A 12,654-nucleotide genomic window follows, 5' to 3' on the forward strand; every position below is an offset into this window, starting at 1 on the left:
GCCGCAACTCGGTCTCAAGCCGAGCAATCAGCCCTTGAGCTTCGACCAGATCCGGTCCTGCAGCTCCCGCGCCTTGTTGCTGCACTCTTTCTCAGGACGCAGGCGCGAGGCGAACTCGTCGGGCATGTTGATCGCGTCCATCACCCGCCATTTGGCGTCGATCAATTTGTCGCTCTGAATGCCGTTGGCGTAAGCGATCGCATTGGACACGGCGGCGGCGTTTTCCGGTTTCATCATCCAGTCGATGAAGATCTTCGCGTTGCCGGGGTGCGGCGCGCTTTTCGGTACGGCGAAGTTGTCCTGGAACATCGCCAGGCCTTCGCGCGGATACACGTACTTGATGCTGCTCTTCTGCAACGTGGCCCGGGCGGTGGAGCCGTTCCAGTTCTGCATCATGATCACTTCACCGGAGGCCATGCGGTCGACGGTGTTGTCCGAGCTGTACATCTTCAGGAACGGTTTCTGCTTTTGCAGCAGTTCCAGAATGCGCTTGGCGTCCTGTGGGTTTTCGCTGCATTCGTCGACGTTGAGATAGTGGCTGGCGGCGTTGATCACGCTGCTGGAGGTGTCGAGTGCGGCGAGCTGGCCTTGCAGTTCCTTGCGTGGTTCGAAGAATTCCTTCCACGAATCGTCCAGTTTGCCGCCCGGCACGCGTGCGCTGTCATAGGAAAACCCGGTGGTGCCCCACAGGTACGGTGCCGAGAACTTGCGGCCAGGGTCGAAGCTCGGGTCGCGGAACGCCGGTTTGACGTGCTGGAAATTGGGCAGGGCCGATGCGTCGATTTCCAGCAGCAGGTTCTGATTGATCAGCGTGCGCATGATCGACTGCGACGGCACGATCACGTCATACGCCGCACCACCGGCCTGCAATTTGGCGAGCAGGGTTTCGTTGCTGTCGTAGCCGTCCATGGTGACCTTGATGCCGGTCTCCTTTTCGAATTTGGCCAGCAGGTCCACCGGGTAGTAATCGGTCCAGTTGTAGAAGAACAACTCCTTGGGCTCGGCGGCCTGGGCGCTGAACGCCGTGAAGCAACTCAGGGCCAGACCGGTGACGGCGAAACACAGTTTTTTCATTTTCATGTTTTTGTGCGCTCCAGGATTTATTGGTTTTTGCCGCGCTGTCCCAGCCAGAAGGCCAGCACCACCAGCACGATGGAAATCACCAGCATCAGGGTCGAGATCGCGTTGATCTCCGGCGTCACGCCGGCCTTGATCGCCGAGAAGATGTACACCGGCAAGGTCGTCGAACCCGGGCCGGCAACAAAGAAGGTCATGATGAAATCGTCGAGGCTGACCACGAACGCCAGCACCGAACCGGACAAAACCGCCGGCCACAACAGCGGTAACGTCACCCGGCGAAACACCTGCCACGGGTTGGCGTACAAATCGTTCGCCGCCTCCAGCAGGCTTTTGTCGAGATCATTGAGCCGTGCACGAATTGGCAGGTACGCGAAGGGAATGCAGAAGCCGACGTGCGCGACAATCACCGTCAGCAAACCGAGCTTGATCCCCAGCGCCATGAACAGCAGCAGGGTGGCAACAGCGGTGACGATCTCCGGCAGGATCAGCGGCAGGTTGATCCCGCCCTCGACCATTTTCTGCCCGTAGAACGGCCGGTAAGTCGCCAGCGCCGCGAGCAGCGCAATGGCCGTGGCGCAGACCGTGGCGATGCTGGCGACGATGATCGAGTTCAGCGCTGCGGTCTGGATCGACGGGTTGGCCAGAATCCGCCCGTACCAGGCGAATGAAAACTCGGTCCACACCGTCGCCGAGCGGTTGGCGTTGAAGCTGTAGGCGATCAGCACGAAGATCGGCACGTACAGGTACGCGAGGATCAGCAGGCTGACTTCGCGGGTCAGCGGCAGTTTTTTCAGGTGCAGGGCGATCATGCGGTGGCTCCCCGACGTAGAGTTTTGGCGGCGCTGCGGCTATAGAGGGCGTAACCCACCAGCGACAGCAGCAGAATCCCCAGCAACAGGAACGACAGCGAACTGCCCAGCGGCCAGTTGCGCGCGGTGCCGAACTGTTGCTGGATCAGGTTGCCGATCATCAGCGTCTTGCCGCCGCCGAGAATCGCCGGGGTGATGAAGGCGCCGAGGCTCGGCACGAACACCAGCAGCGCGCCGGCAATCACGCCGGGCATCGACAGCGGCAGGATGATTCGCTTCAGCGCGTGCCAGCGGTTGGCGCCCAGGTCGTAGGCCGCTTCCACCAGGCGCCAGTCGAGTTTTTCCAGGGTCGAATAGATCGGCAAAATCATGAACGGCAGGAAGCTATAAACCAACCCGACGCTGACGGCGAAGTCGTTGTAGAGCAGGGTGATGCCGCCCGCCTGCGGGAACAGCGTGTTGAGGCTCTGCGCGACCCAACCGTGTTCACGCAGGATGATCAGCCACGCGTAGTTGCGGATCAGCAGGTTGGTCCAGAATGGAATGGTGATCAGCAAGACCATGAGGTTGCGCCGGCGCGGGGTCAGGCTCGACATCCACAACGCCACCGGGAAGCCGAACAGGAAACACAACAACGTCGTGCCGCCGGCCTGGAACACCGAGCGCAACAAGGCTTGGGCGTAGACCCAGTTCAGCTCCAGTTCACCGTCGAATCCTTCCTGGAAAAACAGCTGCACGTAGCTTTGCAATTGCCAGTTGGCTTGCCAGTCGACGCCGCCGTAGACGTTGCGCGGCAACAGGCTGATGTAGCCCATGATGCCCAGCGGAATCGCGATCAGTGCCAGCAAAGTCAGAACCACCGGGCTGAGCAACAGCGCGCGGTTGAGAGCGGGGGAAGTGCTGCTGACGCTCATCTCAGGCCTCCATCAACAGGCAGGCGTGGGGCGGCAGATTGACCGCGACACGATCACCGACCACCCGGCCACGGTTCAGGCCTTCGTTGTTCTCGCGCAACATGACCTTGATGTCGTTGTTCAAGCGGCACTGATAAAGCGTCGCGGTGCCGACATACAACACTGCTTCGATCACGCCGCGCAGGTGATGAGGCTGCTCAAGGTCGACCAGTTGCGAGCGCTCCGGGCGGAACGCCAGTTGCACGTTGTTGCCGTCGAAACCCTGGGCCGGGCAGGGGATCTCCACCGGCATGCCGCTGGGCACGAAGAGTTTTTCGTTCTGCTGGCCGCGTTTGAGATGACCGGGCAGGAAATTGATGTCGCCGATGAACTGGGCGACGAACTGATGCTGCGGCCGTTCGTAAATATCGTTGGGGGTGCCGATCTGCAGGATCTTGCCGGCGGACATCACGGCAATGCGGTCAGACAGGGTCAGGGCTTCTTCCTGATCGTGGGTGACGAAAATGAAGGTGATCCCGGCTTCCTTCTGCACGCGCTTGAGTTCGACCTGCATCTCTTTACGCAGCTTGAGGTCGAGCGCCGACAGGGGTTCGTCGAGCAACAACACTTTCGGTTTTGGCGCCAGGGCGCGCGCCAGAGCCACGCGTTGTTGCTGGCCACCGGACAACTCGGCGGGTTTGCGTCTGGCCAGGTGTTGCATTTGCACCAGCGCCAGCATCTCATCGACACGCCGAGGAATAACCTTGTGATCAAGGCCCTGCATCTCGAGCCCGAAGGCGATATTCTGCGCGACGCTCATGTGCGGAAACAGCGCATAGCTCTGGAAGACGGTATTGACCCGGCGCTTGAACGGCGGCAGGTCGTTGACCGGTTCGCCGGCGAGACGGATCTCGCCATCGCTGACGTGTTCGAAACCGGCGATGGTGCGCAGCAGGGTGGTTTTGCCACAGCCTGACGGGCCGAGCAGGGTGAAGAATTCGTTGTCGGCAATGTCGACTGACACGTTGTCGAGGGCTGGAGCCAGCCCCGGATCGTCGGAATACCGCTTGGAGACGTTACGCACTTCGATTGCTATTGGTTGACCCATAATGGTGCAATCCTCTAATTATTGTATGCAATATCTGGATGCAATCTACAAATAGCCGGATTAATCTGCCCGTGCAACCCCCTTTTCAAAGGCTGCTCATCGCCTGGGGCCGGTTGTTTAGCGCTAAAGGAGTGTTGAAATGACCGAGAAGAAACTCGAGACCACGGTCGACCGCGTCTACCAAGGGGTTTACGAGGCGATCAGCAAGCGTTCGCTGCGTCCTGGCATGAAGCTTGGGGAGACTTCGCTGGCCGAACTTTTTAATGTCAGCCGAACGTCGGTTCGTGCCGCGCTCAAGCAATTGGAGGCGGATGGATTGGTGACGACCGAGCCCAATAAGGGTGCATCGGTGTCGTTGCCCAGCGATGAAGAGATCCGTTCGCTGTTTGAAACGCGACGCCTGATCGAGATCGGCATCGTCACCGAGCTCTGCCGGCGTCGTGACACCGCCGTGACCCGAGACCTGCGCGATCACCTGTTGCTCGAAGATGAAGCGCACCGCAACGGCGACCATGAACGGCTGATCCATCTGCTCGGCGAGTTCCACATCAAACTCGCGCAAAGCCTGAACAATCCGGTGTTGCTGGACTGGTTCCGCAAACTGATCTCCCGCGCCTCGCTGTACGCCGCCGCGCTGGACGACGACAGTCACGAAGCCTGCCGCGACGATGAGCACCTGCGCCTGATCGAGTACATCGAGGCCGGCAACCAGAGCGCCGCCATCGAACTGACCTGCATCCATTTGAACGGCATCGAGAAGGCGATCCTGGACGTCGCCGCCACGTTGAAGACGGGGTACCACCCGCTCAAACACCTGATCGAGGTTTGATCACAAAACTCAAGCCTGACTTGGTACCTGTGGGAGCGAGACCGGCTTGCCGGCGATGGCGTCGTGTCAGCCGACATCATTGTTGAATGTCAAATAGCATTCGCGAGCAGGCTCGCTCCCACAGGGATCTGTGGTGGGCAAAGATTGCCGTCAGAATCAGCTAACCTCTATGAAACCATTGGCATCCGCAGTGCTCGAAACAAACGGGCGCCAATCACAGGACACAGAGCCAGTCGATGCAGTTTCTAGACGATAGCCACGGGTGTGCTGGATGGAACGGTGAAATGGCCGGACGCATCCGTGCGTTCGACTGGCGTCGCACTGAACTGGGAAGTCTGGAGACCTGGCCCGCCAGCCTGTGCAGCGCGGTGCAATTGCTGCTCGCGTCGCCGCTGCCGATGGTGATGCTCTGGGGCCGCCCCGGCTACATGATCTATAACGATGCGTACTCGTCGTTCGCCGGTGGCCGACATCCTTATCTGTTGGGCTCTCCGGTGGAGCTGGGCTGGCCGGAAGTCGCCGAATTCAATCGTCACGTGGTCGACACTTGCCTGGCGGGCGGCACGTTGTCCTATCGCAACAAAGAGCTGGTGCTGTTGCGCGACGGCGTCCCCGAAAACGTCTGGCTGGACCTCTATTACAGCCCGGTGGCGAATGACGAGGGGACGCCGGCCGGGGTCATGGCGATGGTGGTCGAAACCACGGAGCATGTGATTTCCGAACGCCGGCGCCAGGAGGCCGAAGACGCCTACCATGCCGACAATGAACGGGTGCGCCTGGCGTTGAACGCCGGTGCCTTGCTCGGCTCGTTCGTCTGGGACATCAAAGGCAATCGGCTCTCCGGCGATGAACGCTTTGCCCGGACCTTTTCCTTCCCGGCCGAGCATGACCTGGGCAACCTGCCAACGGAATTCGCCGAAGCGCGGATTCATCCCGACGACCGCAGTTGGGTCAATGAGCAAGTCAATCAATCCATCACCACCGGTGAACCTTTCAACGCCGAATATCGGGTCCTGCGTCCCGACGGCAGTTACCTGTGGGTGCAGGCCAGCGGTTGCTGCGAATTCGATGAGCAGGGTGAGCCGTTCCGCTTTCCCGGCGTGTTGATCGACATCCACGAACGCAAGACCGCCGAAGAGTCCCTGCTCAAATTCACCCGAAACCTGGAGCAGCGCGTCGCCGACGAAGTCGAAGCGCGGCTGGCGGCGGAAGAGCAACTGCGCCAGTCGCAGAAGCTCGAAGCCATCGGCGGTCTCACGGGGGGCGTGGCCCATGACTTCAATAACCTGTTGCAAGTGATCGCCGGCAACCTGCACCTGCTGGCGCGGCATGAACCGGACAATGCCAACGTGCAGCGTCGGGTCTCGGCGTCGATTGCGGCGGTGGAGCGGGGCGCGAAACTGTCTTCGCAATTGCTCGCTTTCGCCCGCCGTCAGCCGCTGTCTCCAGCGGTCTGCGACCCACGACAGATCTTCGAAGGCCTGGGCGAGCTGCTGCAACGGGCGTTGGGCGAAACCATCCAGATCGATGTGCGATTGCCTCAAGCGTCCTGGCACATCAACGTTGATCGCAACCAACTGGAAAACGCCATTCTCAATCTCGCGATCAATGCCCGTGACGCCATGGCGGGCGAAGGCACCATCGAATTGAGCGCCGAGAACGTTACCCTCGACCGCAAGTTTTGCGCGGGCAAAGGTATTTCACCTGGCGATTACGTGCGCGTCGCCGTGGCGGATACCGGCCTTGGTATGCCACCGCAAGTGCTCGCGCAAGCGTTTGAACCGTTTTTCACCACCAAGGCCGATGGTCAGGGTACGGGGTTGGGGTTGAGCATGGTGTTCGGTTTCGTCAAACAGAGTGACGGGCACATCGAGATGTCCAGCGTCGAGGGACAGGGCACTCGGGTGCAGCTGTATTTTCCGCGCAGCCTGCGCCCGTTGCTCAGTGAAACAGCGACCCATGACACGCAGCAACGCGGTGGGCATGAAACCATTTTGGTGGTCGAGGACAATGAAGCGGTGCGTGCTTCGGCGGTGGAATTATTGAGCGAGGAGGGCTATCAGGTCCTGACCGCCGCCAACGGTGATGCCGCCATGCAGATGTTGCTCGACGGCGTGGTGGTTCAGCTGATTTTTACCGACGTGGTCATGCCCGGCCTGATCAAAAGCTCGGACCTTGCCGCCTGGGCCAAAGTGCAAACGCCACCGGTGGCCGTACTGTTCACGTCCGGCCACACTCGTGACATTATTTCGCGCAATCACCAGCTCAGCCCCGATACCTTTTTGCTGAGCAAACCCTATGGTCCCGAGGCGCTGACCCGAATGGTCCGCACCGTCCTCAACGGTTGAACCCCGATCCAATTGTAGGAGCCGGCTTGCTGGCGATGGCGTACTTGAAATCGCCATCGCCAGCAAGCCGGCTCCTACAATTGGATTCGCGTAAATTCCTGGCAATGCGTTAATCCTTCGAACTCTTTGATCAAGGCCACCTGATGACTTCAAAGCGCACCTCCAATCCTCCTTCCGGCATGGTCAGGGTACGCGGGGCCCGTGAACACAACCTCAAGAACATCGACGTCGATATCCCCCGTGATGCGCTGGTGGTGTTCACCGGCGTCTCCGGTTCCGGGAAGTCATCCCTGGCGTTTTCGACCCTGTACGCCGAAGCACAACGCCGTTATTTCGAATCCGTGGCGCCGTATGCGCGGCGTCTGATCGACCAGGTCGGTGTGCCGGATGTCGACTCCATCGAAGGCCTGCCGCCAGCGGTCGCCTTGCAACAACAACGGGGTACGCCGAGCACGCGGTCTTCGGTGGGCAGCGTGACCACGTTGTCGAGCCTGATCCGCATGCTGTATTCGCGCGCCGGCAGCTATCCGCCGGGGCAACCGATGCTCTACGCCGAAGACTTTTCACCGAACACGCCCCAGGGCGCCTGCCCTGAATGTCATGGTTTGGGCCGGGTCTATGAAGTCACCGAAGCGCTGATGGTCCCGGACCCGAGCCTGACCATTCGCCAGCGCGCGGTCGCTTCCTGGCCCACGGCGTGGCAAGGACAGAACCTGCGGGACATCCTCGTGACCATGGGCTACGACGTCGATAAACCCTGGCGCGACCTGCCGAAAAAGCTGCGCGACTGGATTCTTTTCACCGAAGAAACCCCGACCGTTCCGGTGTATGCCGGGCTCACACCCGAAGAAACCAAAGTCGCGCTCAAGCGCAACATGGAGCCGAGTTACCAGGGCACCTTCACCGGTGCCCGGCGCTACATCCTGCACACGTTCACCCATTCGCAAAGTGCACTGATGAAGAAGCGCGTCTCGCAATTCATGCTCGGCAGCCCTTGCCCGCTGTGCGACGGCAAGCGCCTGAAACGCGAGGCGTTGTCGGTGACCTTTGCCGGTTATGACATCGGCGAGTTGGCGCAAATGCCGTTGCTGCAAGTGGCCGACGTATTGAAACCAGTGGCGGCGCACAGTTACCTCGACCAGGCCGATGAGGCGGGCGAGGTCCTGAGCCACGAGCAGACCCGCGAGGCCCGTGAGCAGCGAGTGGCCCACGGCGCCAGTGGTCACGCCCATGCACCGGATGTGCGCCACACGCCGAACCTGTCGGTGGAAAAACGCCTGGCTGCGCAACGCATCGCCCAGGATTTGCTGGAGCGGGTCAGCACGTTGACGGACCTGGGGCTCGGTTACCTGGCACTGGAGCGCAGCACGCCGACGTTGTCGTCCGGCGAATTGCAGCGCCTGCGTCTGGCGACGCAATTGGGTTCGCAGTTGTTCGGGGTAATTTACGTGCTGGACGAACCGTCGGCCGGTCTGCACCCGGCGGATAGCGAGGCGCTGTTCGAAGCCCTGCAACGTTTGAAAACTGCGGGCAACACGCTGTTTGTGGTCGAGCATGATCTGGAAACCATGCGCCGCGCCGACTGGCTGATCGATGTCGGGCCGGCGGCGGGCGAGCATGGCGGCCGGATTCTGTACAGCGGCCCACCACAGGGCCTGGCCGACGTGACGCACTCGCAGACCCGCGCCTACCTGTTCGCCGATCAGGTCAGGCTGCCGCGAGCCAGCCGCAAGCCAGCCGATTGGCTACGGCTGGAAGGCATCACTCGCAACAACCTGAATAACCTCAGCGTCGAGTTTCCGCTGGGCTGTTTCACCTCGGTGACCGGCGTGTCGGGTTCCGGTAAATCAAGCCTGGTCAGTCAGGCGTTGCTGGAACTGGTGGGCGCGCATCTCGGGCGCGCCGCCAGTGACAGCGAGGCAGAAGAGTTGAGCCTTGAGGACGATGCACCGCAAGTCAGTGGCGGTCAGGTCAGCGCAGGGCTGGAGTCGATCAAGCGGCTGGTGCAAGTCGATCAGAAACCCATCGGCCGCACGCCGCGCTCTAACCTGGCGACTTACACCGGGCTGTTCGACAACGTGCGCAAACTCTACGCCGCCACGCCCGAAGCTCAAGCCAAAGGCTACGACGCCGGTCAGTTCTCCTTCAACGTCGCCAAGGGTCGCTGCCCGACCTGCGAAGGCGAGGGTTTTGTCAGCGTCGAATTGCTGTTCATGCCCAGCGTCTACGCGCCATGCCCGACTTGCCATGGTGCCCGTTACAACCCCGAGACGCTGGCGATTACCTGGCAGGGTTTGAGCATTGCGCAGGTATTGCAATTGACGGTGGATGAAGCGGTCGAAGTGTTTGCCGAGCAATCGGGTATTCGCCGCTCACTGGAAGTGCTGCGCGATATCGGCCTGGGTTACCTGCGGCTCGGCCAACCGGCGACCGAGTTGTCCGGCGGCGAAGCCCAACGCATCAAACTGGCCACCGAACTGCAACGCAACCAGCGCGGGGCAACGCTTTACGTGCTTGACGAACCCACCACCGGGTTGCACCCGCGGGATGTCGATCGCTTGCTCGAACAGTTGAACACGCTGGTGACGGCGGGGCACACGGTGATCGTCGTCGAACATGAAATGCGCGTGGTAGCCCAAAGTGACTGGGTGATCGACATCGGGCCGGGGGCCGGGGATCAGGGTGGCAAGATTGTGGTGGCGGGCCCGCCGCAGAAAGTCGCCAGCAGCAAAAAAAGCCGGACCGCGCCGTTCCTCGCCAGAACCCTCAATACGTAGCGCCAGGACGACGAACGGACACCGCTGGTCTGATAGGCGGTCGACAGAACCCGCCAACCGAGGCCATTCTGATAGTTGGTGAACGCAATCGATCGCGTTTGCCACCGATCAACAAACGGAGGTGTTCCATGCCGGTGCCACACGACCTTTATCAGGATTTGAAACTTTCAAAGGAAGATATCCAGCAAAAACGCACCAAGGATCCGTTACTGGATTCACTGATCAACAAGTATTCGCAGGCGGATGCCGAAGTGGTGAAGGCAGAGCAGGCCAAGTCCAGCGATGACTCAGTGAAGAAGCTCAAGGAGAAGCGCTTTCAGGTCAAGGAGAAGATCGTCCAACAGCTTCAGGTCCCGTCCTGACGTGTCGCTCCCGAAAGGAAACCGACAACGCAGAACCCCATAGCGAAATGGATCCCCGTTAACTTTTGAACGACACCGAACCTGTAGGAGCCGGCTTGCTGGCGATAGCGGTGTGTCATCCACCAATAGCGTTCGATGACACACCGCTATCGTCGGAGCGCCGCCCGCAGCAAGCCGGCTCCTACAGGTTAATTGGGTGCTTGGGGCAACGCGGTGGCGAGCGGCAATCGCACCATGTGTCTGGCCTTCAACGAGCCGAAATACAACCACTCCCCATATTCACGCACCGTGGTGATCGGTGAGTAGTTGCCGCTGCTGCCATCCTGCAGATTGGCGATCACCTTTCCCTCCAGATCCAGCCCCAGGACAAACCCGCGTTTCTCTATGGGTTTGGGCAGGACCGTCATCGCCCGCACAATCATCTTGCGCACGAAGGGATACGGCGCCGTGGCATCAAGCAGGGCGTTGCGCGGTGCATACAGCGCCACCCAGAAACGGTCCCGGCCATTGAACGCCAGGTTGTCCGGCAAGCCCGGCAAGTTGTCGATAAACAGATCGTGGGTGCCGGCCTTGGGTCCGCTCAGCCAGTAACGGCTGATGCGATAGGCGCCGGTCTCGTTCACCAGCACAAAGGCATCGTCCGGGCCCAGCGTCACGCCGTTGGCGAATTCCAGCTTATCCAGCAGGACCGTGGTTTTACCGGTCTGGAAGTCATAACGCAGCAAGCGACCGTCGCCGCCATGCTCGATGATCGCGTCGCCATCGCTGCCATAGCCGAAGCGGCTGGAAGCATCGCTGAAATAGGCGTAGTGCCCCGACTTGTCGATGACCACGTCATCAGTGAAACCGAAGGGCACGCTGTTGGCCTCTGTGGTCAATGGGATCAAGCGACCCTGGGCGTCCAGCGACAGCAAGCCCTTGATCCCGTCGGCGATCACCAGCAAACCATTGGGGTGACGCGCCAGGCCAAGCGGTCGGCCGCCGGTATCGGCCAGCACCTTGGTGGCTTCGCCGTCGAGGCTGGTACGGATCAGACTGCCGTCATGCAGGCCCGTAATGAGCGCATTGTTCTCCAGCAGCAACGCTTCCGGCCCGTCGATATCCGCCGCGCCGACACGCTCCACACCTTTGAGGCGTTGATTGTCGGCGTAGGGGCCGCTGGTGAGGGACGGTGCCGGCGGCGGAGTCCAGGCCACCGGTTGCACCTTGGTCGGCATCAGCAGCAGAAAGGCCGCGATGGCCACGATCACCAACAACACGACATGACGAAACTTGACGGTTCGACTCACGCGTTGGCTCCTGCGGCGGCCAGGTGTTTGTGTGCCATCTCGCGCAAGGCCTGCATCGATGCCGCCGACTCACGGTCAATGCGCCGCTTGAGCAGCAGTCGATTGGCGATGCGCATTGCCAGGCCGCTGAACTGATAGTCCAGGGTACGGACAAACCGCGTGCCATCGCCCTCGGCCGTGCATTCGTAAGTCACCACCAGCGACAGTCCGTTGTCACCATGAGCCCGCGCGATCCAGCGGCGACCGGGCAGGTACTCGTCGACCACCCAGCTCAGATGCCCCTCGCGCCCGCCGGCGCGGATGTCTTCCTCGAACCGCGCCCCGGCATGCAGCGAGCCGCCCGGACCATCGACCTTGAGCGACGACGGGTGCCATTCGGGCCAACGGGTCACGGTGCTGGCGTAGGCGAGCACGTCAATCGGGTTGCCGGCAATGTTGATCTGATGCTGCATGCTGGTCATGGGCGCTCTCGTCAGGTAGGTCGGCTCGGGCTCCCAATAGAGCGTGCCGAACAGGTAGTCCATCAGCGGAAAAACGATGTTGAAGTTGCGCTCCTGCATCAACTCGCGACGGTGATGCAGCTCATGCAGGCGGCGCATCTGGCGGATCCACGGCAAGCGTGTGACCGGGTTCTCGGGCGGCAGGTGCTCGCAGGCATGAAACACTTCATAAGTCAGGTAACCAAGGACCAGGCAGCCACCGAAAAGCCCGGCGACGTTGGCATCGAACTGCTCAAGCAGCCACCAGACGGGCAGGGTAATGACGAGCGTGTGCAGCACGATCAGCCACGCCGGAAACAGGATTACCCGCCAGTCACGGGCACTGTCGTAGGTCATGTGCCCGGGCGCAAAGAAGCTGTGATGGTCACCGGCGTGACGGGCATAGAACATCCGCGCGAAGCTCTTTTTGTGATGCCCCAGGTGGCGATGCACCATGTACACGCCAAAGTTGAAGAACAATAACGTCAGCGGCACCGCCAGCCATTCCAGCGGTTGCACCTGGTGCACAGTGCTCCAGAACAACGCGATGGCCAGCAAACCGAACAGCAGCACAAAGGCGCCGTGCAACCAGGGGTTGTAGAGGGGATGAATGTCTGCGCGATAGCGGTTGCGAAAAGCCTCGGTGGTCTGCCTCACTGCGGTCACCTGTGGTTATTGTT

General features: G+C 60.9%; 10 protein-coding genes. 4 read left to right on the plus strand and 6 right to left on the minus strand.

Translation table 11 applies throughout. From position 1 onward, the window contains the following. Positions 1 to 27: 27 nt before the first annotated feature. Genes K5R88_RS03765 through K5R88_RS03780 form a run of 4 tightly spaced genes read right to left on the minus strand, consistent with a single transcriptional unit; the run spans position 28 to position 3,890 of the window. A complete protein-coding gene (locus tag K5R88_RS03765; protein ID WP_226299223.1) occupies positions 28 to 1,080 on the minus strand; it encodes an extracellular solute-binding protein in 1,053 nt (350 codons plus the stop codon). Between the two features lie 20 nt (positions 1,081 to 1,100). Further along, complete coding sequence (locus tag K5R88_RS03770) at positions 1,101 to 1,889, minus strand: ABC transporter permease (RefSeq protein WP_008031524.1); 789 nt, start codon at positions 1,887 to 1,889, stop codon at positions 1,101 to 1,103. Beyond that, entirely contained in the window at positions 1,886 to 2,803 is a 918-nt protein-coding gene (locus K5R88_RS03775; protein WP_008042584.1) for an ABC transporter permease, read from the minus strand. The genes K5R88_RS03770 and K5R88_RS03775 overlap by 4 nt, the downstream gene beginning before the upstream one ends. A 1-nt stretch (position 2,804) precedes the next feature. Further along, positions 2,805 to 3,890, minus strand: coding sequence for an ABC transporter ATP-binding protein (locus tag K5R88_RS03780; protein WP_226299224.1), 1,086 nt, complete (start codon positions 3,888 to 3,890; stop codon positions 2,805 to 2,807). A 139-nt stretch (positions 3,891 to 4,029) separates the two neighbouring features. Here K5R88_RS03780 and K5R88_RS03785 point away from each other — a divergent pair, with 139 nt between their 5' ends. The 4 genes from K5R88_RS03785 to K5R88_RS03800 all read left to right on the plus strand — a co-directional run bounded on the left by K5R88_RS03785 (position 4,030) and on the right by K5R88_RS03800 (position 10,206). Continuing rightward, positions 4,030 to 4,719 (plus strand): GntR family transcriptional regulator, encoded by a 690-nt coding sequence (locus tag K5R88_RS03785; RefSeq protein ID WP_008031530.1) that lies wholly within the window; start codon positions 4,030 to 4,032, stop codon positions 4,717 to 4,719. 284 nt (positions 4,720 to 5,003) lie between these two features. After that, complete coding sequence (locus K5R88_RS03790; protein ID WP_226299225.1) at positions 5,004 to 7,067, plus strand: hybrid sensor histidine kinase/response regulator; 2,064 nt, start codon at positions 5,004 to 5,006, stop codon at positions 7,065 to 7,067. A 143-nt stretch (positions 7,068 to 7,210) separates the two neighbouring features. Beyond that, a complete protein-coding gene (locus tag K5R88_RS03795) occupies positions 7,211 to 9,844 on the plus strand; it encodes an excinuclease ABC subunit UvrA (protein WP_226299226.1) in 2,634 nt (877 codons plus the stop codon). A 128-nt stretch (positions 9,845 to 9,972) separates the two neighbouring features. Further along, positions 9,973 to 10,206: a hypothetical protein gene (locus tag K5R88_RS03800; protein WP_008031536.1), complete on the plus strand. Its 234-nt coding sequence runs from the start codon at positions 9,973 to 9,975 to the stop codon at positions 10,204 to 10,206. 188 nt (positions 10,207 to 10,394) lie between these two features. On the opposite strand, the gene K5R88_RS03805 is transcribed toward K5R88_RS03800, so the two are convergent. Both K5R88_RS03805 and K5R88_RS03810 read right to left on the minus strand, forming a co-directional pair. Beyond that, on the minus strand, positions 10,395 to 11,495 hold the full coding sequence (locus K5R88_RS03805; RefSeq protein WP_226299227.1) for an SMP-30/gluconolactonase/LRE family protein: 1,101 nt from the start codon (positions 11,493 to 11,495) through the stop codon (positions 10,395 to 10,397). After that, complete coding sequence (locus tag K5R88_RS03810) at positions 11,492 to 12,631, minus strand: sterol desaturase/SRPBCC family protein (RefSeq protein WP_226299228.1); 1,140 nt, start codon at positions 12,629 to 12,631, stop codon at positions 11,492 to 11,494. The genes K5R88_RS03805 and K5R88_RS03810 overlap by 4 nt, the downstream gene beginning before the upstream one ends. Between the last annotated feature and the right edge of the window lie 23 nt (positions 12,632 to 12,654).

This window comes from Pseudomonas sp. MM213, from assembly GCF_020423045.1.
In the GTDB taxonomy this organism is placed as follows: domain Bacteria; phylum Pseudomonadota; class Gammaproteobacteria; order Pseudomonadales; family Pseudomonadaceae; genus Aquipseudomonas; species Aquipseudomonas migulae.

Bases quoted from the DNA above. Each gene is read 5' to 3' on its own strand.
- K5R88_RS03765 (WP_226299223.1), bottom strand. From the start codon at position 1,080: ATGAAAATGAAAAAACTGTGTTTCGCCGTCACCGGTCTGGCCCTGAGT.
- K5R88_RS03770 (WP_008031524.1), bottom strand. From the start codon at position 1,889: ATGATCGCCCTGCACCTGAAAAAACTGCCGCTGACCCGCGAAGTCAGC.
- K5R88_RS03775 (WP_008042584.1), bottom strand. From the start codon at position 2,803: ATGAGCGTCAGCAGCACTTCCCCCGCTCTCAACCGCGCGCTGTTGCTC.
- K5R88_RS03780 (WP_226299224.1), bottom strand. From the start codon at position 3,890: ATGGGTCAACCAATAGCAATCGAAGTGCGTAACGTCTCCAAGCGGTAT.
- K5R88_RS03785 (WP_008031530.1), top strand. From the start codon at position 4,030: ATGACCGAGAAGAAACTCGAGACCACGGTCGACCGCGTCTACCAAGGG.
- K5R88_RS03790 (WP_226299225.1), top strand. From the start codon at position 5,004: ATGGCCGGACGCATCCGTGCGTTCGACTGGCGTCGCACTGAACTGGGA.
- K5R88_RS03795 (WP_226299226.1), top strand. From the start codon at position 7,211: ATGACTTCAAAGCGCACCTCCAATCCTCCTTCCGGCATGGTCAGGGTA.
- K5R88_RS03800 (WP_008031536.1), top strand. From the start codon at position 9,973: ATGCCGGTGCCACACGACCTTTATCAGGATTTGAAACTTTCAAAGGAA.